Genomic DNA, 26,741 nt, shown 5'->3' with positions numbered 1-26,741 from the left:
CGCACATCACCCCGTCCCCGATTCCGGAGGTCCCGATGATCCCCTCTCACGCCTCGATCCCCGCCGCCCTGACCCGTCGTAGCTTTCTGCAGACCACGGGCGCCCTGGCCGGCGCTCTGGCGCTGCCCGGACTCGCACGCGGCGCCGAGGTCCGGCCGGCCCCCGGCATGCCGGCGCCCCGGTTCATGCAGACGAACGGCATCCGCATGGCGGTCTACGAGCAGGGAACAGGCATCCCCGTCGTCCTCTGCCACGGCTTCCCGGAACTCGCCTTCTCCTGGCGGTTCCAGCTCCCGGCGCTCGCCGACGCCGGATTCCGCGCCATTGCGCCCGATCAGCGCGGATACGGCCTGACCGACCGGCCGGACGATGTGGCGAAGTACAGCCTGCGGCACCTCTGCGACGACATGGCGGGAATGCTCGATGCGCTCGAGATCGACAAGGCCGTGTTTGTCGGCCACGACTGGGGCGGCGGAGTCGTGTGGATGATGGCGCGGCTGCACCCGGACCGCTGCCTCGGCATCGTCGGCGTCAACACGCCAGGCGGACGGCCTCCCGGCATGCCGCGCCGGCAGCCGACCGAGGAGTCGCTGATCGTCCGGTCCGAGAACTACTACACGGTCCAGTTCCAGGAGCCCGGCCGGGCCGAGAAGGTGCTGTCCGCCGACGTACGCAAGACCTTCCAGATGATGCTGCGCCGGGGCTACATCTGGGACGTCGAGGCGTTCAAGGCGATGCCGGAGGACTCGCCGGAACGGCAGATGGACCTGCTACGGATGCTGGACCGCGAGGACTACCCCGGCGAGGTGTTCCTGTCCGAGGAGGCCCTGGACTACTTCACGGAGACCTTCGAAGCCACCGGCTTCACCGGCGGGCTCAACTGGTACCGCATGGCAGGTCGACCGTTCCCGGGAATCGAGAACGCGAAGTGGGAGATCGAGGTGCCGTGCCTCTACATCGGCGCCGAGAACGACGTCATCCTCCGGCCCTCCTCCGCCGACGGCATGGAGGACTTCATCGACGACTTCGAGAAGTACACCGTCGCCGACTGCGGTCACTGGACGCAGCAGGAGAAACCGGACGAGACGAACCGGGTGCTGATCGACTGGCTGCGACGGAAGATCGCGAAGACCGCCTAGTCACTGATTCGCTCCCACGTCAAAGCGTCCTGGACCGAGCCACCGTCGACTTCCCGCGACGGCGGCTTGAGGGTCAGGGTGCCGTCCCCGAACTCGTAGCCGCGCCGGGCGTCCGATCCGATACAGCCCGGGAACCAGCAGCCGGGCCGCTGGTGGACGACGAATCCCTCTTCCTCGTGGATCGTGTACGGCCCGAAGTAGCTGACGTAGGTGCTCATCGCGGCGGCGGCCTCCTCCGCCGTCAGGCGGCCGGCGGCGGAGAGTTCCCGGCCCGGACGAACCAGGTGAACCGCCATGTGGCCGGAGGCCGTGTAGATGATGAAGCCGTCCTCGTAGGTCCGCTGCACCGGCAGCGCTGTGCCCGAGTCGTCGGTGCGGTCCAGCCGCGCGAACTCCCAGAAGCCGATGAAGCGGCGGTGCTCGTCCGTGAGTTCGGCCAGGTCGGACTGCCGCCTCCAGGTCAGCCGCACGACGCCGCCGTCGGCGCCGGCAGGTGGCTGCAGCGTCAGGCTGTCCTCCTCGAATTCGTAGTGACGGAGGTAGTCCGAGCCGGCGCCGCGCGGGTTCATGCTCGCCCGCAGGTGGTGGGTGACGGTGCCCGCCTCCGGGTCCACCGTGAAGCCGCCGAAGTAGGACGTGTACGACCGGTAGGCCGCCAGGATCTCCTCGGGTGTCGCCTCGTCACCCGCATATGGCGCCCGATCGGCGCCCTGGATGACCACTCCCATCGTGCCCGCCGGGTCGTACATGATGAAGCCGGTCGACGACTCGTTGCGCGACAACTCCTCGCCGTCGCCCGAGTAGCGAACGACCGAAGCCAACTCCCAGGCGCCGTGAAACGGCGCGCCCGGGTCGCCGGGCGCGGCCGGGGCGGACGACTGGTCGGCGGTGGGACCAGCGCAGCCACCAAGTAGCAGGGCGACGCCGACGAGGGCACAGTAACTCGAACGCATGGTCAGGATCCTCCTGATTCGGTGGTATCGGCTTCAGGGAACCGCCAGTTCGGCGGCGGCTCGAACCCTTCCATACCCACGCCGAAGGACCCCACCGGGTTCGGCGGTTGCAGGGCGCGGAACTCATGGGCCTTTTCGAGGAGACGCTCGGCCACGTGCGGACGGTCCGTAGCCAGGTTCCGTTCTTCGAAGGGATCCTCCTCGATCCGGTACAGCAGCTGCTCGGACGCCGCCGCCGATCCGGGTCGGTCGAGCGGCGGGCCGATGACGACGAGCTTCCAGCCGCCCGACATCACCGACACCTGCTCCCGCTCCGGGTTCTTCTGGCCGACGAAGGAGTACAGCTCGCGCGCCGGTCCCTCCACGTCCGCGCCAGCGAGCACGTCGCGGACGTCCCGGCCGTCGAGCTCCTTGCCGCCGTGGTCGTTCAGGCCGGCGATGCCCATCAGGGTCGGCAGGACGTCGATGTAGGCGACCGGTGGCTTCACCCGGCGGCCGCCCGAGATGCCCCCCGCAGGCCGCCAGCAGGATCACCGCGCCCGCCGGACCCGCACGGAGCCGCCGGAAAGCCGGTCGTCGCCGGCTGTGGCTACCCGCCAAGGCCCTCCGCCATCGCGGCGCGCAGTCTGGCCATGGCCGAGGCTGCCTCTTCCGTCAGGTCGTCGACGTCCAGGGGGCTCTGTTCCCGCACATCGTTCTCGAAGTCGAAGAAGCGGCCGTCGTCGTACAGCTTGTAGCGGCGATCGTGGACGAAGGTCACTTCCGGGATGTTCAGGAAGCGCGGCCGGAAGTCGGTGAAGATCCAGTCGCGGGCGGAGTCCGTTTCGCCGCGGAGTACAGGCATGAAGCTGCGGCCGTCGATGACCCGATCCCCCGGCAGCGTGGCTCCCGCCGCCTCCACCATCGAGGGCAGGAAGTCGCTCAAGTCGATCATCGCGTCCGACACGCGACCTCCCTCGAAGCCGGCCGGCCAGGAGGCGATGAAAGGGACATGCATGCCGTAGTCGATCGTCCCGCCCTTGCCGCCGGGGATCACCGTGCCGTCCTGCAGAGTACTGGTGATCTGCCTGGGGGTGCCGTTGTCGGCGGTCAGCAGGATCAGCGTGTTGTCCAGAACGCCCAGTTCCTCCAGACCGTCGAGCATTCGGCCGACCAGCTTGTCCGTGTAGGCCACCATGTCGACGAAGAAGGCCGGGTCCTGGGCACCACGGTCCGCGGCCCAGTCCTCACTGTCCGGGGTGGGCACGAACGGGGCGTGGACCAGCGCCATCGAGTGGTAGGCGAAGAACGGCCGGTCGGAGTCCTCGGCGACCTGCGACTCGATTCGGCCGAGCAGGAAGTCCACGAACAGATCGGGACCGTAGTGACCCTCGTGGGTCCCGCCTTCCCCAGCCGGCCCCCACAACAGCGGATCCGCATAGCGCTCGCCCTTCTCGTGGTAGTGCCAGACCAGATAATCGTCGAAACCGGCTTCCTCCGGCGTCTGCCCCAAGCCCTCGCAGCAGTCCTTCTCCGGTGCCCACGCCTGTTTGAAGCCCGACATCTGCCACTTGCCGGCCAGGAAGGTCGAGTAGCCCGCGTCCTGCAGGAGGTTGGCGAAGGTCACCTCTTCGGGCGGCAGGACGCCCCACTCCGTGTAGTTGCGGCTGTTGTAGCGCCCGGTCACCAACTTGAGCCGCGAGGGCGCGCACAGCGGCGTCGAGTAGGCATGGGTGAAGCGGACTCCCTCCGCGGCCAGACGGTCGATGTTCGGCGTGTCGTAGGACGCGCCGCCGTACGCACCGACCGCTTCGAAGCCAAGGTCGTCGATCAGGATGAGGAGGATGTTGGGCCGCTTCTGCGCGAACTGCCAGTTCGGCGGCGGCTGGAAGTTCTCGCGGCCCGCGAAGAACGGCGCCACCGGATTCGGCGGCTGCAATGCCCGGAAGCCGGCCGCCTTCTCGAGCAGGCGAGCCACCAGATCGGGGTGTCCCGCCGCGACATCCCTCTGTTCCAATGGATCGTCGTCGAGCCGGAACAGCATCGTCCGCGACACGTCGGCGGCGCCCTCGCGCACCAGCGGCGGCCCGACGACCGCGAGCTTCCACTCACCCTCCGTTACCGAGACCTGCTCCCGCTCAGGGTCGAGTTGGGCGATAAAGGAGTAGAGATCACGCTCCGGCCCGGTATCGGACTCACCCGTCAGCACGTCGCCGACGTCAACACCGTCGAGCGGCTTGCCCCCGTGATCCTCGATGCCCGCGATTCCCATCAGCGTCGGCAGCACGTCGATGTAGGACACCGGCGCCTCGATCCGGCCGCCGCCCTCGACGTTTCCGGCCGGCCAGCGGGCGGCCGCGGCCACCCGGGTGCCGCCCTCGAACACGCTGCCCTTGGCGCCACGGTAGGGGCCGTTGTCGCCAATGCCGACCGAGCCGCCGTTGTCGCTGAAGAACAGGACGAGCGTGTTGTCGGCGATGCCGTGACCGTCGATCGCGTCGAGGATGCGGCCGACGCCCTCGTCGAGGGAATGGACCATCGCCGCATGAACCCGACGCCCGTTGCGGCGCCGCTCGTCGGCGGCAAGCGGCCGGCCGGCGGTCGACTCCTCCCAGCCGCGCGGAGGTTCGAGCGGCTCCAGATCGGCGTAGCGCGGCAGGTCTTCCTCCTTCGCCTGCAGTGGCGAGTGCGGCGCGCTGAACGGAACGTAGAGGAAGAACGGCGCCTCCTCGCCCGCGTGGCGATCGATGAACCGCACCGCGTGCTCGGCCAGCAAGTCCGTGACGTAACCCTCCTCGTCGACCGACTCGTAGCCGTGGCTCCAGTCCCGCTCGCCCTCCCGTTCCTTCGTGAAGTAGTCGACGGCCGTGTTGTGGCCCACGAACTCGGTGAAGCCGCGGCGTAGCGGGTGGTACTTGCGGTCGAAGTGGCCAAGGTGCCACTTGCCGAAGATGCCGCGGTGCTCGTAGCCGGCCTTGGCCAGAACCTCCGGCAGAGTCACCTCCGAGGTGTCCATCCCGTAGTCGCGCCAGGGCGCGATCACCGCCCGCATCAGGCCGAAGCGGATCGGATAGCGGCCCGTCATCAAGCCCGCTCGCGTCGGTGAACAGACCGGGGCGCTGTAGAAGCGCTCTAGTTGCACCCCTTCGGCAGCGATCCGGTCGATGTTCGGGGTCGCGATCTCGCCGCCGTGGAAGCTGACGTCGTGCCGGCCGAGATCGTCGGGGACGATGAGGACGATGTTGGGGAGCGGCGCTGAAACCGGGACGGCCGGCGATGGTGAGGCGCCGCACGCGGCGACAAGGAGCGCCGCGGCGACCAACAGGAACGCCCGGCAAAGACGGACCGAAGAGCTGGACACCGTCTTTCTAGGCTACACGGCCACTCGCGCTCGCGCTTCGCGGCTCGCCCGGATGCCGGCGGGGACGCCGGCGCACCCAGTGTTTACGCTTCGCGGAGAAGGTCGGTGATCTTCTGGCGCGAGGCGCCGAAAGCGGGCAGCAGGCCGCCGAGGACGCCCGTCACGGTGGCCAGGAAGATGCCCGAGAAGAGGGCGAACGGCGTCGTGCGCAACTGGAACGTGATCTCGCTGAACGTCACCTGGTTCATCGTGCCAGTCTGGATCGCGTTGAGGGGAAGCGACAGCAGGGCGCCGAAGCCGCCCGCGACCACCCCGAGCAGCACCGCTTCCAGGAAGAAGCTGCCCATGATCGAGCGCCGCTTGAAACCGAGGGCGCGCAGGGTGCCGATCTCGCGGGCGCGGGCGGCGACCTGCGCGTACATCGTGTTCGCGGCGGCGAAGCAGGCGCCGATCGCCATCAGAACGGCGAGCACGTTGCCGAGGATGATGAACTGGCCCGATGACGTGTCCGACTGGAGCTCGTAGTACTCGGGTTCCGTCAGGGCCTGCACCTGGAGCCGCTGGTCGGCCTTGACCGTGTCGATCAGGCTGCGCGCCGCGCCCGGCGACGCGGCCTGGAGCCGGGTCGACGAGTAGTAGCCGCTGCGGCGGAACGAATCGCCCAGGTCGCGGTAGTCCCCCCAGATCTCGGAGCCGTGGGCGCCTACGCCGGCGAACGTGCCGACGACCCGGAACGTGTTCCGGCCCATCTTGCGCTCGTCGCCGACCCGCAGGCCGAGCCGGCCGGCCAGGCTGCGGCCGACGATGATCTCGCCGCGGCCGGGCTCGAAGACCCGGCCCTCGGTGACCTCGAAACCCGGCCGGATGGCGAACGCTCCGGGCTCGACGCCGCGGACCATCACGTTCGTCTCGCTTCCGTCGACCCGCTTGAAGATCTGGATCGTGACCGTTTCGCCGGAAGCCATCACCGCGCCGTCGGCCGTTCGCTCAACGCCGGGCATCGCGGTCAGCAGGCGGTGGCTCTCCTGCGCGTAGGAGCTCTCCATCTCGGCGCGTGTGCCGTCCCGCATCACGATGACGACCGAGGGGTCTCCGGTGTCCGCGAAGGCGGCCCGCAGGCCGCCGGCGAGGGCGAGCACGCCGATGTAGACCAGGACGACGAAGCCGATCGAGGCCAGCGTCATGAACGCCACGCCACGGCGCTCGAACAGGTTGCGGTAGGTGTACTTGATCGGGATCATGCTGTCTCCTCGCGCGTTCCGGCCATCGTCAGAGCCGCCTCAGTCCGTCGACGATCTTGAGCCGCGCCGCCGCAACCGCAGGGAAGACGCCGCTCAGCAGCCCGACCGAGATGCCGATCGTGACCGCGGTCACCAGCACCTGGGAATCGAGCGCGAAGCCGCCGAAGCCGAAACCCATTTGCTCCAGGAACGGCGTCGCGCCCTGAATGGCAACTGCTGTGAAGCCGACGCCGAGCAGAGAACCCAGCACGCCGACCGCCAGGGACTCGCCGATCACCATGCCGAGCACCTGGTTGCGCCGGAAGCCCAGGGTACGGAGCACGGAAACCTCGGTGGTCCGCTCGCGCGCCGCCATCGCCATCGTGTTCGCGGTGATCAGGAAGATGGAAATGACGATCGCGAGTCCAATCATGGTGAAGAAGAACTGGATGTTGCCCAGCATCTCCGTGAACGAGGCCGCGAACGCCTCGGCGGTTTCGGCTCGCACCTGGTTGTCCGAGTTCTCGAACATCGCCTCGGCGGCCGCGATTACGGCTGGGGCCGCCTCCGGGTCATCGAGAAGCAGCCAGTAGGTGCCGTTCTGGCCCGGATTCCCCATCGCCTCCTCGACGTAGCGACGGTGGAAGAAGATCTGCCGCTCCTGGCCCGGCTCGTCGTAGTCGAAGATCGCGCGCAACTGGAGTTCCACGTCGATCGGGAAGATGTCCCCCTTGATCGTGATGATGTCGCCGATCGACCACCCCTGGATCTCGGTCAGCTCGCGGCCTGCGGCGAAGGCGGTGCGCTGCTCCGCGAACGCCTCCCACTCCTCCTCGTTCCACGTGTAGTCGTAGAAGACGCTCCGAAACGTCTCGGGATCGACGGTAAAGCGCGGGAAGAAGTTCTCGGGTCTCTGGTCCTTGTAGACGCCCTGGAACCAGTTCTGGGGCGTTACCGCGACCACGTTGTCGATGGTCCGAAGCCGTTGCTCGTACGCCTCGGGCAACGGGAACGTCAGCGAGATCGCGTTGCGCACGACCAGCCGGTCGGGGATCTCGGACTCGTCGGCAAAGCTCATCGCGTCGTTGACCACGCCCAGCAACGAGAGGATGAACAGCGCCATCGCCAGACTGGCCATGGTCAGGAAGGTGCGTCGCTTGTTGCGAAGCAGGTTGCGTCGAATCAGCTTGATCATGAACCAGCTCCCGCGTCGCCCGACACCAACTGTCCCTTGTCGAGCCGCACCAGGCGTTTCGCCCTCGCCGCCGCGTTCGGGTCGTGGGTCACCATGAGAATCGTCTTGTTGAACTGCTCGTTCAGTTGACCGAGGAGGTCGAGGATCTCCCGCCCCGAGTCGGCGTCGAGATCGCCGGTCGGCTCGTCGGCGAGCAGCAGGGTCGGATCGGTGACGATCGCGCGAGCGATCGCCACCCGCTGTTCCTGGCCTCCCGAGAGCTGTCGCGGGTAGTGCTTCATCCGGTTCTGCAGGCCGACCACGGAGAGCGCCGTCTCGACGCGCCGCTTGCGCGCCGCGCGCGACCCGCGCCGGAGCGTCAGCGGCAGCTCAACGTTCTCGTAGGCCGTCAGCACCGGGATCAGGTTGTAGAACTGGAAGATGAAGCCGATGTGCCGCTGGCGCCACTTGGCGAGCTTGCTTTCGTTCATCCGGCTCACCTGTTCGCCGGCGACGACGAGGTCCCCGCTGCTCGGCTGGTCGATCCCGGCGAGCAGATTGAGCAACGTGCTCTTGCCGGAACCGGACGGCCCCATCAGGGCGACGAAGTCGCCTGCCTCGACGTCCAGGGTGATGCCCTGGAGCACCTTCAGCTCGAAAGCGTCGCGCCGGTAGTTCTTCGTCACGTCGCGCATCTGGACGACGGTTTCAGCCATCAATCAACTCCTTCGTTGGACTCTCTGTGTCCGCTATCTCAGGAGGCCTCGCGTACGCGCAGGCCCGGTGTCAACTCCGGAGTCGGCTGGCGAACGACCACCTCGCCGCCGCGGAGGCCGGACAACACCTCGAACTGGTTGCCGTCCTGCTCCAGGCCGAGTTCGATCGGCGCCCGCTCCAGTTGGCCGTCGCGCAGGAGCAAGACGTAGTCGCCGCCGTCGTCGCTCGCCACCGCTTCGGCCGCGACCAGGATCTTCGGATCCGCCTGGAGCACGGTCTCGTCGACTCCCTCCTGCAGAAAGGTGACGCTGCAGCTCATGTCCGGCACCAGGCGAGCGTCCCGGTCGTCGATCGTCACCTTGACCTGGACCACTGCGCGCTGCCGGTCGGCGGTCGGCACGATCTGCCGCAACGTGCCGTGGTACTCGTGGTCCGGCACGGCGTCGACCTTGATCGTGGCCGGCTGGCCGAGCTGGATCCGGGCGATGAAACTCTCGTTGATGTCCGCCTCGACCTCGAGCGAGGTCGGATCGGCGATCCGCACGAGCGCGCCGGTAGCCTGCTGGCTGGTGAAGCCTCCCGGCGCGACCATCTCCCCCACCTCGACCGTCCGCTCGATGACCACCCCGTCCACCGGGGCATGAATGACCGTGTAGGCGAGCTGGGCCTCGATCGACTCCAGGTTCGCCCGCGCCGTGCCGAGCTGGGCTCGCGTGACCTGAAGTTGCGTGACCGCCGCGTCCAGATCGGCGGAAGGCGCCACACCCGCCTCGACGATGCGCCGCTGGCGGGCCTCCTCCCGCCTCGCATCGGCAAGCCGCGCGGTCGCCTCGATCAGGGACGCCTGGGCGCGGCGCACCGCCGCTTCGAGATCATCGCTGTCGAGCACCGCGATCACGTCGCCGGCCGCCACCGCGTCGCCCTCATCGACATGGAGCTCCGTGATCCGGCCGATGATCTTCGCGCCGACCGCGGCCCTCACTCGGGCGTACGTGTAGCCCGTCGCGGTCAGCACCGTCGACGCCTGCTCCGGGGTCAGGCGCTGGACCGTCGTCGTCTCGACCTCGGGCATGAGGAAGGGCACGTACTGGTCGGGCGGCACCCGATAGAAGGCGAAGACCGCGGCCGCCACGAGCAGCAGCACGATCCCCCACTTGATGAAGCGTCCGCGCCGGGGCCGGTACTCGTACTCGTCGTCGTCGCGCAGGATGGACAGATCCGGCCGCGGCGGCGGGTTCTGGGGACCATCGCCCTGACTTGCCGGAGCGCTCACCGGCGCACCGCTGGCTTCGGCGGACTGGCGCCGCCGGCCGATCGTTCCATGCCGCGCATTCTATGGTTCTGGTTTACGCGGCGTGGGCGCGTTGGTTTCGGCCTGGCCGAGCTTCGGGCCAACGGGTGGGGGCAAGCGCTAGCTGGTCCGGACGTCCAGCGAGGCCAGAAGGTCGAAGTCGCTATCCGCGGACTCAAGCGCAGCGTCGTGACGCGCGGCACACGCGGCAATGAGTACGTCGGTCGCAGGCACCGTGACGCCTTGACTGCGAGCCCGTTGCGCCAGGTCGTACGCCGTCCGCCAAACCTCTTCGTCGATGGGAAGTTCCGGCAGTGCCTCGGCAAGGCCGCGAAGCGCCCTGCGCTCGCGGTCGCCACGGGCGCCGTTCCATAGCTCGAGTTGAACGACCGGACACCAGCAGGCCGTTCCGGTCGTGAGGGCCTCTTCGACTCGCGCGTGGACGGTCGAGTCGCCGTCCGGACGCAGCAGGTGAATCCAGGACGACGTGTCGACGAGAATCACCCGCCCTAGCCCCGACGGCGAAGCGCCTGGAGTTCCTCGGGCGTCATCAGGTCGTCGCACGTGTCCGCGTAGCGAACCAGCTCCGCCATGCGCATCCGGCGGTTGAAGTCTGTGATCGCCCCGACGATCGCCTCGCGCTTCGTCTTCGCGTTCGTGAACCTGATTGCATCTTCCAGTTCACGTTCTGGAATATCCACAGTGGTCTTCATGATGCGCAGTGTATGAGTTGACGGAAGCAAGGTCAAAGACAACAGGAATCCCGGCCGGCACCGTGGCGATGCCGCTCCGCGCACCTTCGCCGTGCCGCTAGCGATCCTGGCGACGTACGGAGTCCGTGTAGAACTGGTACTCCGTCACCTGCCGGTAGGTCTCGCCCGGCCGCAGCACCGTGCTGGGAAACGTCGGCTGGTTCGGAGCGTCGGGAAAGTGCTGGGTCTCGAGGCACAGGCCGCCTCGATGAACGTACGGGCGACCGCTCTTTCCGACCAGCGTGCCGTCGAGGAAGTTACCGGTGTAGAGCTGCAGCCCCGGGGCCGTCGTCCTCACGACCAGCTTTCTGCCACTCGTCGGTTCGACGACGATGGCCGCCATACGCATCTCGCCCTCCTTCTCCGCCGGCCGCAGCACCCAGTTGTGGTCGTAGCCGCCGCCGAAGCGAAGCTGCTCGAAGTCGTTGTCGATCCGGTCACCGATCAACGCCGCGGTCCGGAAGTCCATCGGCGTGCCCTCGGTGGACGCGATCTCGCCAGTCGGAATCAACGTGTCGTTGACGGGCGTGTACTGCTCGCTGTTGAGCAGCAGCTCGTGGTCCAGAATGTCGCCCTCGCCCTCCCCCTGGAGGTTGAAGTAGGAGTGGAAGGACAGGTTGACGACGGTGGGCTCGTCCGTCACTGCCTCCGCTTCGATGCGAAAGTCGCCGGCCGACGTCAACAGGTAGCGCACTTGGAAGTCCACGTTGCCCGGGTAGCCTTCCTCGCCATCGGGACTCCGGTACCGGAGCACCACGCCCGCTCCGTTTCGGTCCTCGAACGGTTCACCCTCCCAGACCACGCGACTGAGCCCTCGGATGCCGCCGTGGAGGCTGTTCTTGCCGTCGTTCCGGGGCAGGACGTAGGTCTCGCCGTCGAGAGTGAAGCGGCCCCCGGCGATGCGATTCGCATAGCGCCCGACGACAACACCGAAGTAGGGGTTCGTGTCGGCGAGATACGAAGCGAGGTCGTCGAAGCCGAGCACAACGTCGGCGAACTCGCCATCGCGGCCCTGGGCCGTCAGGGACACGATCGCGCCGCCAAGTTCGGCGATCTCGGCCTGGAGCCCCGTTTGCGATGCAAGACGGAAGATCTCGACCTCCCTGCCGTCGACTTCGCCCCAGGGGCGCCGAGTCACTTGCACAATCTCAAGCAGGGCGGCCATCTCTTCGGGCATCTCGGGCGGAGGATACGTATACCCACAGGCCCCCGCGCCGACACCGGCCAGGAGAAGGATGGGTACGGGGAACCGCACGATCAAGCGGGCAGACTAGCAGCGGCTCGCCTTGACCAACTTGCTTCGCGGCGCTCCGTCACGCAGACTCGCAGGCAGCCATGACCGACTTCCAGCACCAGCACCTGTTCGAACACGCCGGCGACGAGCCGGAGTACCGTCGGTTGACGTCCGACCACGTCCGCGTCGAGTCCGCCGGCGGCCGCGAGACCCTGCACATCGATCCAGAGGCGCTGCGGCTGATCGCCCGCGACGCGATGGACGACATCGCCCACCTGCTGCGCGCCAGCCACCTGGAGCAGTTGCGCCGCGTCCTGGACGATCCGGAGTCGTCGGCCAACGACCGCTTCGTGGCGATGGAGCTTCTGAAGAACGCGAACATCGCGGCCGGTCGCGTCCTGCCCGGTTGCCAGGACACCGGCACCGCGATCGTCCTCGGCTACAAGGGCCAGGACGTGTACACGGACTTCGACGACGAGGAGGAACTCTGCCGGGGCATCTTCGACGCCTACCAGGAGCGCAACCTCCGCTACTCCCAGATGGCGCCGCTGTCGATGTACGAGGAGAAGAACACGGGCACGAACCTGCCCGCCCAGGTCGACCTCTACGCGGCGCGCGGCGACGAGTACCGGTTCCTGTTTGTCGCCAAGGGCGGCGGCTCGGCGAACAAGTGCTTCCTGTATCAGGAGACGAGGGCGATCCTGAACCCGATCTCGCTGATGAACTTCGTCGACGAGAAGCTCCGTACCCTCGGCACATCGGCCTGCCCGCCCTACCACATCGCCCTGGTCGTCGGCGGAACGTCGGCCGAGGCGACGATGAAGACGCTCAAGCTCGCGACCTGCCACGCCCTGGACGATCTCCCGACCAGCGGCAACGAACGTGGCCGCGCCTTCCGCGACCTGGAGATGGAGCAGCAGATCTTCGAGCTCTGCACCCGGATCGGCATCGGCGCCCAGTTCGGCGGCAAGTACTTCGCCCACGACGTGCGGGTCATCCGCCTGCCGCGCCACGGCGCCTCGCTGCCCGTCGGCCTCGGCGTGTCCTGTTCGGCCGACCGCCAGATCCTGGGCCGGATCAACCGCGACGGGATCTTCCTGGAGCAGCTCGAGGAGAACCCGGCCAGGTACCTGCCCGAAATCGACGAGGACGAACTCAGCGGCCAGGTCGTCGCCATCGACCTGAACCGGCCGATGGACGAGATTCGCGCCGAGCTCTCGAAGTACCCGGTCGCCACGCGGCTGGCGCTCACGGGTCCGATGGTCGTCGCCCGCGACATCGCCCACGCCCGGCTCAAGGAGTTGCTCGACTCGGGGCAGGATCTCCCTCAGTACTTCAAGGACCAGCCGGTGTACTACGCCGGCCCCGCGAAGAAACCCGAAGGCAAGGCGTCCGGGTCCTTCGGTCCGACAACCGCCGGACGGATGGATCCCTACGTCGACCTGTTCCAGAGCCACGGCGGCAGCATGGTCATGCTGGCCAAGGGCAACCGCTCACCACAGGTGCGCCGCGCCTGCGAGAGGCACGGCGGCTTCCATCTCGGCTCGATCGGCGGACCGGCGGCGGCGCTCGCCGAGCAGAGCATCCGGAAGGTCGAGCTGCGCGAGTTCGAGGATCTCGGCATGGAGGCCATCTGGCAGATCGAGGTCGAGAACTTCCCCGCCTTCATCGTGATCGACGACAAGGGGAACGATTTCTTCTCTCCGTTCGAGAAAACGCGAGCTGTAGCGATCGGAGGCGGAAGAAAAAGTTAGAGGAACACCCTGTTTCCTCTCGAGAAAATGACTCGCACAGCCAAAATCTCCGGAAAACTCGCTTCCGTGGTCCTGTTTTTCGCAGTTTTCTTTGCTGCCACAGTCGCGACCGCTCAGCGAGCCACCTACCCGCCCGGAGAATTCGCCGAACGACGTGCGCGCCTCTGCGAACGCCTGGACGGCGGCGCGGTGCTCATGTTCGCGGAGACGATGCCGCGCTACGGCGCCCGCTTCCGGCAGGACCACGACTTCTTCTATCTGACCGGGTACGAGGGCCGAAACGCCGTTCTGCTGCTCGAGGTCGACGGCTGCGAGGCCCGCCTCTACCTGCCCCACCAGGGCGATCGGGAGAAGTTCATCGACGGGCCGAACTGGCTCTACGCCCCCGAGCAGGCCGAAGGCAGCGGGTTCGAGGTCGACCATCTCGCCTACCTGCCCGAGCACCTGGCCCGGCGCCGCGGCCGGATGCCGGGAGAGGCCGGGAAGCTCTTTTGGATGCGGCTGGGCGAACGCGACGAACTCGACCTCGCCCGCAGCGAGAAGGGCCTCTACCTCGGCCGCCGCGAACAGAACCCCTGGGGCGGCCAGCCGACCGAGCAGGCTCACCAGATCGCGACGATCCGCAGCCGCTACCCCTACGCCGAGCTGCGCGACCTGACGCCGCACCTCGATCGGCTGCGGATGATCAAGACGCCGAGGGAGATCGAAGTTCTGCGTCGCGCCGGCAAGGTCAGCGCCGACGGCATCGCGGCGGCCATCCGCGCCACCCGCGTCGGCGGCTGGGAGTACGAACTGGAGGCCGCCGCCAAGCACGTGTTCCTGAAGCACGGCGCCGAGATGGAGGCCTACCCGGCAATCGTGGGCTCGGGCCCGAACGGCCTGATCTGGCACTGGGTCAGGAACGACCGGCAGCTCCAGGACGGCGACCTGGTCGTCATGGACTACGGCGCCTCCTTCGCCTACATGACGATGGACATCACCCGCACCTGGCCGGTGACGGGCAAACTCGACGAAGTCCAGGAGCGCGCCTACCGCGCCGTGCTGGAAGCGCAGAAGGCGATCATCGCCGCCATGCGCCCGGGCGTGACCCGCCGGGAAACCACCGCGATCTGCCGCGAGATCTACGACCGCTGGGGCTTCGAGGACAAGCCCGCCCACGGCGCCGGCCATTTCGTCGGCCTCTCGGTCCACGACGTCGGCGACAGCTCCCTGCCCTTCGAGCCGGGCATGGTGATCGCCGTAGAGCCGATCCTCGAGATCCCCGAACGGAACATCCACATCCGCATCGAGGACACCGTTCTGATCACCGAAGGCGAGCCGGAGATCCTGAGTGCGGCCGTGCCGAAGGAAGTCGACGCTCTGCTGGCCCTCGTGGGCTCGTCCAGATAGCAGCCGTTCGCGACGCGCCGTCATGGGCGCCCGGCAGTCGCACCGTCACGTCGTCGTTCTCCGCGGCCAGTCCCGTAGCGAGATAGTCGGCCGCCCCTTTGCGGTCGACGGCCTCCTCGGCGAACCGGCTCTCGAAGAACGAGAAGGCGGCGAGAATCGTCAGCATCTGCTGGCGTGCCGGCCGCATCGACCGCACGCTCGGAAGGGGATCGCACAGCCTGCCGCCCTGATCTCGGGCCACCCCCTGGTCGAGGCCTCCGAGCCCGGGTACATCGCCCAGGTCGGCGTCTTCCGCCACGGCGCCCATGAGGGCGCCACACGCGAACGTGTCGCCGTGCCTGGACCAACGGGAGGTGTAGCGGGCGATGTCGGCGAAACCTACATGCGAGCCATCCCGCAACGTGACCAGCCCACTGCGCGGCGCGCGCTCCTGCAGCGAGGCCGCGTTCTCCGGGTACGGCACGATGGCATCGGCATCGCCGGCGATCATCAGGAACGGTACATCGTCCGTCTCGAAGAAGGCGGGCGTGAACATGGCGCTGGGTCCCGCGATCGATACGGCAGCCCCGATCCGATCGTCCCGGAGTTCCGGATGGAAAGCGGCGAGCGTGCTGGTCATGCCGCCGAGAGACAGCCCCATCACGCCGATGCGCTCCGGATCGATGGCTCCCGAGAACTCGTGAGCCGGGTCGTCGTTCCAGCGCAGCACCCTGTCGATCAGGAACCGCACGTCGCCTGGCTGGTGAACCACGTCCTCGAAACGCGGCCCGCCCGGACTCGCGAAGTTGGTCAACGGATAGTCGGCAGCAACGAAGACGTAGCCGCGCCGGGCGAAGTGCCGCGCCAGGTAGGCGCCCTCCGACCGCCTGGACATGAAGCCGTGGCTGTAGACGATCAACGGAAAGCCGTTCGCCGGTCGACCTTCCCTCGCGACTCCGCGGGCATTCGGATTCGCCGGATAGTTGATCGTGGTCGCGAGGCGCCGCTCGTCCGAGCCGCTGAAGTCGTTGTTGGCCTGCGTCGGGCGGCTCCGGTCGACGAACGTCGTGTCCAGCCTCTTGACCTGGTAGGACCCCCGCGCGAGGACCTCACGGCTCGCCTGGCCCTCCGGCGTATCGACGCCGGCAGTAGCCAGGAACAGGCCGACCGCGCAGGCCAGCATCAGAATCAAGCCGAGCGCGGCGATCGCGATGATCTTCAGGACTCTCATTGCTGCACTCCGATCCCTGCTGCCCGCGGCCAAACCGGATCAACGTGGATCCGGTGAACTACCACCAGTGATTGCAATGTAGGCGCTGTCATTGTAGCCTTCCCACATGGCCCAGCTTACTATCCGCAACGTCGACGAAGCGGTCGTGCAGGCATTGCGACGTCGCGCCGCGGCTGCCGGCCGATCAACCGAGGAAGAAGCCCGCCGCTCACTCGCGATGGCCGTCGGGGTCGACCGCGAAGCGGCACGGGCTCGCCTCGACGCAGTCCGTGCAGCGATAGCGCACGAAGACGATGAACCCGTCGAGCAACTGGTTCGGAAACTGCGGGACGGAAGAGCCCACGACATCTCGGGCTGACCCGTCTTGCCGCTCCAACGCGTCGTCGTTGACGCCAGTGCCGCCCTGAAGTGGGTTCTCGAAGAGGAAGGCAGCCCTGACGCCCTCGAGCTGCTGGGCCGGGATGTCCTTCACGCCCCGGACTTCCTGCTGCTGGAAGTCGCGAACGTCCTCCGAACGAAGGTCCGCCGGGGCGCTCTGTCACGATCCGACGCCGACGCCGCCTTTCGGACGCTGGCCGCCGTACCGATGGCTCTGACACCGCTCGCCGAACTCGTTCGACCGGCCCGTAGCTTGGCTTTCGCGCTGGATCTGACCGTGTACGACGCCGTCTACGCGGCGCTGGCCCAACAACTCGACTGCCCGCTAGCAACTGCGGACAGGACGCTCGCCCAGGCCATGACGGCCGCGGGACTAGCCGGTTCAGCGCAACTCATCCGCTAGCAGGCGCTCTGGAGAACCCCCTCCCTGACGAGTCGCGCCACCAGGGTCAGCTTTCCCTCGGCATCCAGGCAGTCGGGCAGGTCCTCGATGGCGAACTCGTCAGCCGTCGTCGCGAACTGAAGCGCCGGCCACACGCCGGCCGGCAGCCTGATCTCACGGCCACCGAACCGGAGGAGGCACGACTCCCTGTCCGTCACGGCTTCGGTGAGCAGCCCGGCTCGGCGCCTTACCCGCGAGCGGGGCGTCAGCCGGTCTCCGTGGAGCCGCTGGCTGAGCAGGTCGGTGAACAGGGGGACGTCGGCGGCCAGGACCTCGTCCGCGAAGCGGCGCCACACGACCTCGGCATCGAATCGCGACTGCACGAACGCCAGCTTCTCGCCGAACAGGCGCTCTCGCTCGGCCAGGGGGAATTCCTCACGAGCGAACTCGCGAGGGAGATTCCGCCGCAGCGATTCTTCCTCGAGCGCCGCCGCGGTGACACTTTCGACGAGGAACTCGGCCCATGTGAACGCCGTGAGTCCGAGCGTGATGTGCAACGACGTCTGCCCTGTCGAACGGGCCGAGTGCATCAGACCTCGTGGGATGTAAAGGGCGCTGCCCGGGCCGAGTTCGAGCTCGTCGGTGACGTCGCCGGGAGGCATACCGCGTTCGAAGCCCTGGCCGCGGAGTGGCAGTTTCACCTTGGTGTCGTAGATCGACCAGCGCTTGGTGCCGCTGATCTGCAACACGAAGACGTCGTGGGTGTCCCAATGCGGGGCGAACCCCTGCGCCTCGGGCGGCGTGAGATACACGTTGGTCTGGGCCCGCGACGAGAAGCGCCGTCCGAGCGCGCCGCACAGCCGGGCCAGCGTCGGTACGCGCGTTTGAAGCTGGTTGAAGATGATGGTCGCGCCGTCGTCGAAGTGCCTGGCGACCTCAAGCGGCTGGACCCTGCCGGCGTCGTTCGCGTACTCACGGGAGGCAACGTCGCCATCGGCACGAACCAGCTTGATGTCGCGATGACCGGCCGAGTGGGTGCCGAGCACGACATCGAGGTCGCTCACCGAGAGGAGCCCGGCGTAGTACGCCGGCGCGTCGCGCCGGATGTGAAGAAACCCCTGCTCGTAGTAGTCGTTCTCGAACTCCGCCGGCGGCAGCGGATCGAGGAGCCAGGCGAACCAGTCGCGGTCGTGACGTCCGACCGCCCGCGGACGGGCGCTCGGACCGTGACGCTGGTGACGCGCGGACGCGCCGCCAGAGTTCGCCGATCCCGGCCCGGTGTGGTCCGTTGTCACTTGGGCACTCCGTGCGTCGTGGCCCATCGTGATTCGTTCTCGCGCATTGGTTCCGGCAGTCGGGTAGCGGCTTGACACCCAAGGACCGCATCTCTACCATACTGGACCCAGTCGGTCCCAGTTTCCAAGCGCAGGAGCAGTGTCATGGGTAGAACGGAGAACAGCGAGCCTGGAGCCAATCGCCCCGGCACGCCGATGTCGCTGACGGACGAAGACATCACGACTGTCCGGGTCGATCGCCGCTCGTTCCTTTCTCGCGCGGTCGCGGTCGGATCGCTCGCGGCGGCCGCCGCCCTGACGACGGCCTGCCCCGGCGGGACCGACTCCGACGGCGAGGGCGACGCTGGTGCCCCGGCCGAATCCGGCCAGGCAACCGACTCCGACCAGCAGTAGAAGCGTTCGCGGCACTGTCCCTGCGCAGGGCGATCTTCTGGATCCATCTGGCGGTCGGCGTCACCGCCGCCGTCGTTGTCCTCATGCTGGCGGTGACCGGCGTGATCCTCACCTACGAGGCGCAGCTCAACGAGTGGGCGCTGCGCGACTATCGCGCCGACCCGCCTTCCCCGGGCGTCGCGCCGCTCGGGCTCGACGACTTGATCGCTCGCGTCTCCGGCGGGACGCCCGCCGGTCTCGTCACTTCCGCTGCTTTGCGCAGGGATCCGCGAAAGCCAGCGGTCCTCGGGCTCGACGATGGAACCACCGTCTATGTCGACCGCTTCACCGGCGAGCGGCTGGGCAACGGCGACACGCGGATGCGACGCTTCCTCCGCAGCGTCATGTACTGGCACCGTTGGTTCGCCCTCGACGGGGAGTACCGGATCATCGGTCGGACGGTGGTGGCGATCGCCAACCTCGGGTTCCTGTTTCTGCTCGTCAGCGGGATCTACCTCTGGTGGCCGTCGGCCGGCAGCCGCGCCGCCTGGAAACACGCCCTGTGGTTTCGCCCCCGCCTCAGGGGACGGGCGCGCGACTACAACTGGCACAAGGTGATCGGCTTCTGGTCGGCCGTGCCGCTCGTCATCATCGTCTTCAGCGGGGCCACCATCTCGTATCAATGGGCCGCCGACTTCGTCCATCGGCTGGCGGGCGATACGCCACCGTTCCAGCAGTCGCCGCGGCCGTGGCAGTCGGAGACGCGGGAGACCCCATCCGTCGCGCCGGACCCGGCGACCTCGTCCCCGGCCACGCCCGGGGTGTTCGCGCGGGAGCTCGGTTCGATCAGGGGCAGGTCAGCGTTTGTCGAGCTGCAGGTACTGGCCGCGAAGGCCGGCGCCGGGACGCCCGAATGGCGGACGCTCACGATCGACCTTCCCGAGTCGATTCACGATCCCGTCGTGGTCACGGTCGACCGCGGGACGGGGCGCCAGCCGTCGAAGCGCGAGGACCTGCTGTTCGACCGGGCGACGGGCGAGCTGGTCGGGCGCGCCGGCTATCCGACCTTCACGCGCGGCTTCAAGATCCGCCGCTGGTTACGGTTTGCCCACACCGGCGAGGTGTATGGCGTGGTCGGACAGACGATCGCCGGCGTCGTGTCCCTCGCCGTCGCCGTCCTGGTCTGGACCGGTCTCGCGATGAGCTGGCGCCGTTTCTTCGGCCCCGCCCGCCGGACCTGACCGCCCTCACGCGCTAGCTGCAACGCACCGGTCAGCGAGCACTTCGAGCGCCTCGCTACGCGGTCGGATCTCCGCCAGCCGCCAGCGCCAACGGCTTGGTATCGCCTTAAACCCGAATCGGGCACCGAGCACCGCGCCGGCCACCGCGCCGTTCGTATCCGTGTCTCCGCCGGCACTGACGACCGCCACCAGCGCCTCCTCGAAGTCGGTGGCCTGCGTCGCGCACCAAAGAGCGACCTGCATCGCCTTCAGGGTGTAGCCCATGTCGAGGCCGTCAAGGGCCAGATCCGCGGGTGCTATGCCAGCGGCGATCGAGCACGCATCCACGACGCTTTCCGGCACTGTCCCTGCGACCCCGAGGCCCGCGAGGGAGTCTCCCAGTTCCGCTGCAGCGCGGCGCGTGCGCTTCAAGGCCTCCGAGACGGCAACATCCTCGCCGCTGACCAACATGGCAACCGCGACGTTGACCAGAACGGCGGACCAGACGCAGCGCGGGTCCGCATGAGTCGTGACAGCGCTCAGCGCGGTGTTCCTGACAAGGGCAACGTCATCCCGCAACCACCGGATGGCGAGCGGCGCGCACCGCATCACGGCACCGTTGCCCGCGGAGTGTCGGCCTGACTCCTCCCAGACCTGCCGCGCCGCCTCCACTGCCGGTAGCCCCGTCGGTTCCCGCGCCTGAAGTCCAAACCCGAGGCCGCAACGCGGCCTGGCACCGCCGATCAGCGACAGGACGTCCGCGGTCTGAATCCCGAGACCGCGGCCGTTCTCCTCTGCCCACACCCAGAACCGCCGACCGATCTCGTCGGTGTCGAGATCGCCGAACCCAGCCTCGATCGCAGCCTCGGCAAGGATGATCGCCTGGGCGAGGTCGTCGTCGTCGGGCTCGCCGGGTTCCAGTTCGATCTCTCGGATTCCGTTCGGGTAGGAAGCCGCGACCGTGTGACGTGGCCAGCCTTCTTGTGGAACGCCAAGGGCGTTGCCAACGCCTAGGCCGACCATGAGACCGCGGCAGCGGTCCACAGGATTCACGTTGATCCCCTCCACGCCTGTCTCAAGCACCGGCGACGCATCCTCAGCTCCATTGAAGAGTCCAGGAGTTGGTCATCTGCTCCCGGAACCCCGTGAAGCGGCAAGCTCCTGCTCGTACCAAGTCTCCCTTTCGCCGAAAGTACCCTTTCCCTTGCCCTTGCCGCCCTCCCCCTCCCACGCCTTGTTGACTTCTCGAACCCAGTGGCTCCGCCAGACGGCGAAGGCGGGGTTCTTTTCTCCCGCCTTCTTCTGGCGACACAGTTCCTCGAACTGCATGTCCTCGTTCGACTTGAGCTCGCAAGCTCGCTGAAGGTAGTCGGGCCACATGTGGCGCCGCGGAGTCGGCCGAGACGTCCGCGCACGCTCCCGAGCCGAAGTCAGGTCGGGGAAGTCCGGGTACCAGCAATCGTGTCTCCCGGTGTAGTTGCACATGCCCGGTGCTGTCAGGATTCCCTGCGGTGCCGAGAAGCTCTTGAGCTTGTGTCTGGGATCTTCAGACCTCGAGCCACCGGGCTCTTGGGGGTTGCAGCGCCAAGTGAGATTGCAGGCCGCGTTCCCGGGAAAGAAGACCATCTCCGAGTACGGCAGATGGTCGTGGATGAACCAGGCTAGGGAACGCCAGTCGTAGCCCGGGTGCCTTTCCAGCCAGTCCACGAACCACGGAATGACGATGCAGGCCGTGGCGCCGATGTAGCCGTGCTTGTCCTCGTGGTCCCAGATGTGGTTTGCGTAGCTCGCCTTGTTGGAAGAACAGTTCATCTTGTGGCAGTTGCCGAAGCCGTTCACACTCACGCTCCGGAAGGCCGAGCGGATCGTGATGTGCCCGAAGATGCTGTGGAGCGGTTCAAGCAGGTTCTCGCATAGTCCCTTGCCGGCTTCGACGGCAAGTCCGACGTCGCACGGCACGTTGGCAATGCCGTGAATCGCAGCGATCTCGGAGTGCAGGAAGTCCCGCATGAAGTAGTGCTCAGAGAGGCGAATCCGGCCGAATTCGTCGAGCGTCTTCAGAACCTTCTTGTTGGGCTTGATCTTCGATCCGAGCGGGCCGTCCATGAGGCCGTCACCTGCAGCCCCTTCCGAGTGACACGGGCACGCAGGCTTCCCGTCGTAGCCACACTCATCGTCAACCAGCCATGAACACGTCGAGTGCCGCTGTCTTGCGGCGAACTTCTCTAGTGTGGACTTCGCCATCGCCTTCTCCTCCCTTGGTCACGGTCCCTCCGCGATGCACGCGCAGAGTCATCGTCTCCCTTGGTCCAAGCCAGTTGGTCCAGCCGTCAACTTAGGCTTCGCTGCTCTTGCGACTCACTTGATGCCGGCCAGAAGGCCGGCGCACCGACAGCTCGGTCCGGCGGACCATGTGTCGAAATCGAGGCGAAGTAGCCGCCGCGTGCGGGTCGGAAGACCCGCGCACCCAGAGCGACGCCATCGTGCCGCGACACGGCGTCGTCCAGCCTGCGGCGGTGCCGGAGGGGAGGGTCCCAGGGGGTCGGAGGCCAGCGACTTCCGACGCCGCTCCCTCCACCGACTCCGTAGCGGAGCGCAGCCGACAACAGCGAGCGCCCTACCTCCCCTTCAACCAAGAAGGCGCGAGCGTCCCCTGGGACCCTCCCCTCCGGCAGCGACGCAGGCGGGTGGGACCCCAGGGTGACGCGACGCGACGCGGCGCAGCCTGAAGCTGCGCCTACTCGGCGCCGGTGCTCGCTCCGCTCAGGGCCTCCGACTCGAGGAGTCGCGCCCCGCGGAGGGTGCCGCCCATCGAGTAGTTGCCTTCGTGGCAGGCGTACTCGTAGACGAGGCCATCAGCGGCCTTCCACAGGTACTCGCCGGTCCACGGGGCGGTCCAGACCGTGTCGTCCTCGACGGTGAAGTTGTAGATGACGTTGCCATCGTGCTGCACGGAGAAGCGCTCGACGACGTGGGTGTTCTCCGAGCCGCCGCGGAATCCGCGGCCGCCGACACGGAAGTTCGTCGTGTCGACGACGAGGGTGTCGCCTTCCCACCAGCCGATCGAGTCGCCGAGCCACTTGGTGACCTCGGGGCCCGGATGCTCGGAGTCGAGGCGGACGATGCGGGCGTCATGGATCATCTCGAGAAGGATGACGACGTGCGTCTCGGTCTGCGCGATTCGCTTGTAGTTGTTGTACAGGCTCGGGAGCGTCGGTGCGGCGCCGGTGAAGCCGGCGAGGCAGCGCTCACTCGTCGGCAGCGACTCGGGGTCGTCGTAGGGGCCGGGGCCGTCGTGCTCTACCCACCAGGCGGTGCCGTCATTGGCGCGAATGATGCCGGCGAGAGCCGCCCTCAACTGCGCCTGTGCCGCCTCCGTCATGGGAGGCATCCGACCGTTCGGCGGATCGATGATGATCGAGGTCGGGATCTGGCCGTCCACGCGGTAGGTGTCGGTTCCCCGGTCGATCCAGAACAGGTTGTAGCCGCCCACGTTGCCTGCGCCGAACTCGTTGCCGCCACCGGCGGTGTGTTCCAGACCGACCACCTTGGCGCCACCCTCGGGCGGCGCCTCGCGGTTCGCGTCCGACCTCGCCACCGCGCCTTCCTGGATCGCGCGCTCCTCCTCGGCGATCTCCGCGGCTTCCTCCGGCGTCAGGTACGCCCGCTCGCCGAGATGCACCGGCCGCTCGAGCGGTGTCAGCGTGGCGGCGTCGTAGGTTCCGTTCAGATCCGGCCGGCCGCTCGCCGTTCGTGGAATCCCGTCGTCCTGGGCCGCAAGGGCCGGGACAAGGACGAGAAGGAGGACGGCTGCCGACAGCAAGCTCGCGGTGCGCTTCATTCTCAGGACCTCCGATTCAGATTGAGATCGATGTCTCTAGTGTACGCCACACCCGGCGGCACGGCCACCTACTCAACCGATCTCTTCGCAGCCTCCGCCGCCCGCAGGACCCGCAGGAAGTTGCCGCCCCAGATCTTCCCGATGTCCTCCTCGCTGTAGCCGCGCTCGAGCAGCCCGACCGTCACGCCCAGGGCCTCGCTGGCATCGGCGAAGCCTTCGACGCCGCCACCGTGGTTGAAATCCGTTCCGATGCCGACGTGGTCCACGCCGATGCGGTCGACGATGTAATCGAGGTGGTCGAGCATGGAGTCGACGCTGCCCGGACCAAGGAGGTCGCTGATCGACTGCGTGAAGGCGGACCTGGCAGCGGGATCGTCGATCTCCCAGTACAGCTCGAAGGGATAGAGGTAGTCCTCGAGCACCCCGGCACCGCGCCGCGCCTCCCGGATCGCCTCGTCCAGCGCAGCATCGTTCGAATCGTAGAGGTAGCCCCGGAACGGGCAGACGTGGATGACACCGCCGATCGCGCCGATTCCGTCGATCTCCTCGTCGCTCAGGTTGCGACTGACGTCGGTGAGCTGCCTGGCGTTCGAGTGACTGGCAATCACGGGAGCGTTCGAGACCTCCAGCACCTGCAGCACCGCGTCCCGGGACAACTGGGACACGTCGACGACTCCGCCGAGAGCGTTGATCCGCTCGATGGCCGCAACTCCAAGGTCGGACAACCCGCCGTGCTCGGCCCCTTCGTGCGTCCCCGTCGCCGCGTTGAAGACCGGCCGCGACGAGTCGGCGAAGTCGTTGTTCCCCAGATGCGTGAGCGCAAACACGCGCGCTCCGGCGTCGTAGAAGTCGTCCAGCGCCGAGACTTCCGTGCCGAGGATCATGGCGTTCTGGAAGCCGAGAATGAGCGCCGCCTTGCCCTGCTCATGGGCAGCGACGATCTCGTCGGCCGACCGGACAACTGTCGCGTTGTTCGCCGGGTCCGCCGCCAGCTCGAGAACGGCCACGACCTCCTCGACGGCTCTCGACCGGGCCGCGGCGTAGCCGTCCGCCGTGCGAGGTCCCGAACCGACCGCGACGGACATGACGACCGCGTCGACGCCGCCCGCGTGGAGCTTGGCCGGATCGACCTGAGACAGTCCATCGTCGCCAACGTAGGGAGACGGCGCGTCCGGAAGCTCGGTGTCCGCATGGGCGTCGAGGACCAGCACGCGGTCATGAATGGCGCGAGCCTGCTCGAGAAGCGCCTCGGTCGATGGGTCGGCGTCCACACCGTTCTCACCTGGAGGACCGGCGGCGCACCCGAGCGCCAGAGCACCGACGAGCGCGACGGTCAGGAGTGCCCTTGGATCCATGGTTTTCCTTCCTCCCATCACGACGCGACACGCACGATCCGCGTCCCCACGTTGCCGCCCGCCAGCAGGTCGACGAACGCCTCCGGCGCTCTCTCCAGACCTTCGAAGACATCCTGCCTCGGGACCAGTTTGCCGGCCTCGACCCACTCGCGCATCCGGGTCCAGGCCTCGGGATAGCGCTTCGCGTAGTCGAAGACGAGGAAGCCCTCCATGCGGACGCGGAAGTTGATCAGCAGACCAGGGACGCCGAACGGCCCCGGCGCCGGCTTCGAGGTGTCGTACTGGGAGACGACGCCGCAGCAGACGATGCGGCCGCCGACCTTCATCCGCCGCAGCGCGCTGCCAAGGACCTCGCCGCCGGTGTTGTCGAAGTAGATGTCGATGCGATCGGGCGTCGCCTCCTTGAAGTCGTTCCGGAAGCTCGGGCTCTTGTAATCGACGGCGGCGTCGAAGCCGAGTTCCTCCGTGAGAAGCCGGCACTTCGCCTCGCCGCCGGCAACGCCGACGACGCGGCAGCCGACGATCTTCGCCATCTGCCCGACCAGGTGGCCGACCGAACCGGCGGCTGCCGAGACGAGGACGGTCTGCCCTTCCTTCGGCTCGCCGACGTCGAAAAGCCCGAAGTACGCCGTCAGCCCGTTCGTGCCGTAGACACCGAGATGGTGCGCCGGATCGCCGCCGCTGCTGCCATCATCGACGACGCGCACCTTCGACGCCGCGTGCACCGAGTAGTCCTGCCAGCCGGCCCGACAGACGACGAGCGAGCCGACAGGAACCGCATCGTCGCTGGACGCCTCGACGCGAGCCACTGCGGTGCCGCTCATCACGATGCCCGCACGAGGCGCGCCGGCGTAGCTCGCGCTGCCCTGGAGACCCGCCCGTTGACCGGCGCCGATCGTGATCGCCAGAGTACGGCACAGCACTTCCCCGTCGCCCGGCGCGGGCGCCTCGACGGTCCGCAGCGCGTAGTTGCCGGGCTCTAGCCGGTCCATCGGCAAGGAGTCGATGATGATCTGGCGGTTCTCGGTCATGGCTGGCTCCGGGGGATCGTGGGTTGCACCGGCCGCGCGCCGGTCGCGGCACCCTATCCTCCGCCGCCGTCGCCCAACCGCTTCTCGATCCGCAGCAGCGAGTCCCTGATCTCGCTCAGCAGCTCCGTCGATTCCGCGCTCGCATCACCCTCTCCGCCTACGGCTACCCCGAGTGCGGTCGACCTTCCGCCTGCTGCCCCGACCCGCTCGCGCTGGGCCAGCACGGCCGCACGGAACTCCTCGGTCCCCTCGATGCCGACCAGCTTGATCAGACTGCCGGGACCGGACTGGCCCGCCGTCTCCACCGACAGACCGCGCAGGCCGAGCTGCCGCATGATCGGGCCGTGCGACATCGCCAGGTCCGTGATCTTGTCGAGCGGAACCGTCTTCTCTTGCCGCACCAGGACGCCCCTCGCGACGTGGAGGTTCTTCTCGGTCAGCACGCAGCGAACGCGCTCCAGGTAACGACCCGTCAGGACGTAGCCGATGGGAAACCAGAAGATGAGAAGGGGGATCCCGACGATGCTGACGGTCAGCACGAACGCGCCCGTCAGCAACCAGTAGTTGCGCACCTTCGGGTTGAAGGTCGCCTCGCGGAGGATCGGCTCCTCGCCCGTGTGCAACTCCGGATCGGCTATGGCGACGTCGGTCATGCGCGGCTCCCCTGGTTGGGACGGTTCGTAGAATCGGGACG

At 67.6% G+C, this 26,741-nt stretch carries 24 protein-coding genes and 1 pseudogene; 6 read left to right on the top strand and 19 right to left on the bottom strand.

Features of this window, described 5'->3' with window-relative positions; translation table 11 throughout:
• Nucleotides 1-35 precede the first annotated feature (35 nt).
• Nucleotides 36-1,139, top strand: coding sequence for an alpha/beta fold hydrolase (locus tag OXI49_07070; GenBank protein MDE2690262.1), 1,104 nt, complete (start codon nt 36-38; stop codon nt 1,137-1,139).
• On the opposite strand, the gene OXI49_07065 is transcribed toward OXI49_07070, so the two are convergent.
• From OXI49_07065 to OXI49_07020, 10 genes are all read right to left on the bottom strand, one after another.
• Nucleotides 1,136-2,092, bottom strand: coding sequence for a lipocalin-like domain-containing protein (locus OXI49_07065; protein ID MDE2690261.1), 957 nt, complete (start codon nt 2,090-2,092; stop codon nt 1,136-1,138). The genes OXI49_07070 and OXI49_07065 overlap by 4 nt on opposite strands.
• A gap of 2 nt (nt 2,093-2,094) precedes the next feature.
• Nucleotides 2,095-2,580 carry a hypothetical protein gene (locus OXI49_07060; protein ID MDE2690260.1) on the bottom strand — a complete coding sequence of 162 codons (486 nt, stop codon included), beginning with the start codon at nt 2,578-2,580 and terminating at the stop codon, nt 2,095-2,097.
• 101 nt (nt 2,581-2,681) lie between these two features.
• On the bottom strand, nt 2,682-5,432 hold the full coding sequence (locus tag OXI49_07055) for a sulfatase-like hydrolase/transferase (protein MDE2690259.1): 2,751 nt from the start codon (nt 5,430-5,432) through the stop codon (nt 2,682-2,684).
• An 83-nt stretch (nt 5,433-5,515) separates the two neighbouring features.
• Entirely contained in the window at nt 5,516-6,673 is a 1,158-nt protein-coding gene (locus OXI49_07050) for an FtsX-like permease family protein (protein ID MDE2690258.1), read from the bottom strand.
• 28 nt (nt 6,674-6,701) lie between these two features.
• On the bottom strand, nt 6,702-7,847 hold the full coding sequence (locus tag OXI49_07045) for an FtsX-like permease family protein (GenBank protein MDE2690257.1): 1,146 nt from the start codon (nt 7,845-7,847) through the stop codon (nt 6,702-6,704).
• Nucleotides 7,844-8,542: an ABC transporter ATP-binding protein gene (locus tag OXI49_07040; GenBank protein ID MDE2690256.1), complete on the bottom strand. Its 699-nt coding sequence runs from the start codon at nt 8,540-8,542 to the stop codon at nt 7,844-7,846. The genes OXI49_07045 and OXI49_07040 overlap by 4 nt, the downstream gene beginning before the upstream one ends.
• Nucleotides 8,543-8,580: 38 nt before the next feature.
• The gene (locus OXI49_07035) at nt 8,581-9,816 is read right to left on the bottom strand and encodes an efflux RND transporter periplasmic adaptor subunit (GenBank protein ID MDE2690255.1); all 1,236 of its coding nucleotides are present in this window, start codon (nt 9,814-9,816) and stop codon (nt 8,581-8,583) included.
• Nucleotides 9,817-9,954: 138 nt separating this feature from the next.
• Nucleotides 9,955-10,338, bottom strand: a complete 384-nt coding sequence (locus OXI49_07030; GenBank protein MDE2690254.1) for a PIN domain-containing protein — start codon at nt 10,336-10,338, stop codon at nt 9,955-9,957.
• A gap of 5 nt (nt 10,339-10,343) precedes the next feature.
• Nucleotides 10,344-10,547 (bottom strand): type II toxin-antitoxin system VapB family antitoxin, encoded by a 204-nt coding sequence (locus OXI49_07025; GenBank protein MDE2690253.1) that lies wholly within the window; start codon nt 10,545-10,547, stop codon nt 10,344-10,346.
• Between the two features lie 97 nt (nt 10,548-10,644).
• Complete coding sequence (locus OXI49_07020) at nt 10,645-11,724, bottom strand: galactose mutarotase (protein ID MDE2690252.1); 1,080 nt, start codon at nt 11,722-11,724, stop codon at nt 10,645-10,647.
• A 197-nt stretch (nt 11,725-11,921) separates the two neighbouring features.
• On the opposite strand from OXI49_07020, the gene OXI49_07015 reads away from it, so the two are divergent.
• A complete protein-coding gene (locus tag OXI49_07015; GenBank protein MDE2690251.1) occupies nt 11,922-13,574 on the top strand; it encodes a fumarate hydratase in 1,653 nt (550 codons plus the stop codon).
• A 27-nt stretch (nt 13,575-13,601) separates the two neighbouring features.
• Entirely contained in the window at nt 13,602-14,963 is a 1,362-nt protein-coding gene (locus OXI49_07010; GenBank protein MDE2690250.1) for a Xaa-Pro peptidase family protein, read from the top strand.
• Here the strand turns inward: OXI49_07010 and OXI49_07005 are convergent.
• Together OXI49_07005 and OXI49_07000 are read right to left on the bottom strand one after the other, a co-directional pair.
• Nucleotides 14,878-16,173, bottom strand: coding sequence for a hypothetical protein (locus OXI49_07005; protein MDE2690249.1), 1,296 nt, complete (start codon nt 16,171-16,173; stop codon nt 14,878-14,880). The genes OXI49_07010 and OXI49_07005 overlap by 86 nt on opposite strands.
• 208 nt (nt 16,174-16,381) lie before the next feature.
• Nucleotides 16,382-16,516: a hypothetical protein gene (locus OXI49_07000; GenBank protein ID MDE2690248.1), complete on the bottom strand. Its 135-nt coding sequence runs from the start codon at nt 16,514-16,516 to the stop codon at nt 16,382-16,384.
• 21 nt (nt 16,517-16,537) lie between these two features.
• Between OXI49_07000 and OXI49_06995 the strand changes: the two genes are divergently transcribed.
• The gene (locus OXI49_06995) at nt 16,538-16,954 is read left to right on the top strand and encodes a type II toxin-antitoxin system VapC family toxin (protein ID MDE2690247.1); all 417 of its coding nucleotides are present in this window, start codon (nt 16,538-16,540) and stop codon (nt 16,952-16,954) included.
• Here OXI49_06995 and OXI49_06990 read toward each other — a convergent pair.
• On the bottom strand, nt 16,951-18,228 hold the full coding sequence (locus tag OXI49_06990; GenBank protein MDE2690246.1) for a hypothetical protein: 1,278 nt from the start codon (nt 18,226-18,228) through the stop codon (nt 16,951-16,953). The two genes, OXI49_06995 and OXI49_06990, sit on opposite strands and share 4 nt — an antisense overlap.
• Nucleotides 18,229-18,372: 144 nt before the next feature.
• Between OXI49_06990 and OXI49_06985 the strand changes: the two genes are divergently transcribed.
• On the top strand, nt 18,373-18,621 hold the full coding sequence (locus tag OXI49_06985; protein ID MDE2690245.1) for a hypothetical protein: 249 nt from the start codon (nt 18,373-18,375) through the stop codon (nt 18,619-18,621).
• Nucleotides 18,622-18,668: 47 nt separating this feature from the next.
• Nucleotides 18,669-19,841 carry a PepSY-associated TM helix domain-containing protein gene (locus tag OXI49_06980; protein ID MDE2690244.1) on the top strand — a complete coding sequence of 391 codons (1,173 nt, stop codon included), beginning with the start codon at nt 18,669-18,671 and terminating at the stop codon, nt 19,839-19,841.
• 6 nt (nt 19,842-19,847) lie between these two features.
• Here OXI49_06980 and OXI49_06975 read toward each other — a convergent pair whose 3' ends face one another.
• From OXI49_06975 to OXI49_06950, 6 genes and pseudogenes are all read right to left on the bottom strand, one after another.
• Nucleotides 19,848-20,903, bottom strand: coding sequence for an ADP-ribosylglycohydrolase family protein (locus OXI49_06975; GenBank protein ID MDE2690243.1), 1,056 nt, complete (start codon nt 20,901-20,903; stop codon nt 19,848-19,850).
• Between the two features lie 348 nt (nt 20,904-21,251).
• Nucleotides 21,252-21,926: pseudogene (locus OXI49_06970) on the bottom strand (hypothetical protein).
• A gap of 631 nt (nt 21,927-22,557) precedes the next feature.
• Nucleotides 22,558-23,661, bottom strand: a complete 1,104-nt coding sequence (locus tag OXI49_06965) for a hypothetical protein (GenBank protein MDE2690242.1) — start codon at nt 23,659-23,661, stop codon at nt 22,558-22,560.
• Between the two features lie 68 nt (nt 23,662-23,729).
• Nucleotides 23,730-25,016 carry a membrane dipeptidase gene (locus OXI49_06960; protein ID MDE2690241.1) on the bottom strand — a complete coding sequence of 429 codons (1,287 nt, stop codon included), beginning with the start codon at nt 25,014-25,016 and terminating at the stop codon, nt 23,730-23,732.
• 17 nt (nt 25,017-25,033) lie between these two features.
• Nucleotides 25,034-26,047 carry an NADP-dependent oxidoreductase gene (locus tag OXI49_06955; GenBank protein MDE2690240.1) on the bottom strand — a complete coding sequence of 338 codons (1,014 nt, stop codon included), beginning with the start codon at nt 26,045-26,047 and terminating at the stop codon, nt 25,034-25,036.
• A 53-nt stretch (nt 26,048-26,100) separates the two neighbouring features.
• On the bottom strand, nt 26,101-26,700 hold the full coding sequence (locus tag OXI49_06950) for a PH domain-containing protein (GenBank protein MDE2690239.1): 600 nt from the start codon (nt 26,698-26,700) through the stop codon (nt 26,101-26,103).
• Nucleotides 26,701-26,741: the final 41 nt, after the last annotated feature.

It is taken from the genome of Acidobacteriota bacterium (assembly GCA_028875725.1).
Taxonomy (GTDB): Bacteria; Acidobacteriota; Thermoanaerobaculia; order Multivoradales; family Multivoraceae; genus Multivorans.
Note: the sequence above shows the minus strand (reverse complement) of the source record. Positions and strands in the feature narration are given on the sequence as shown.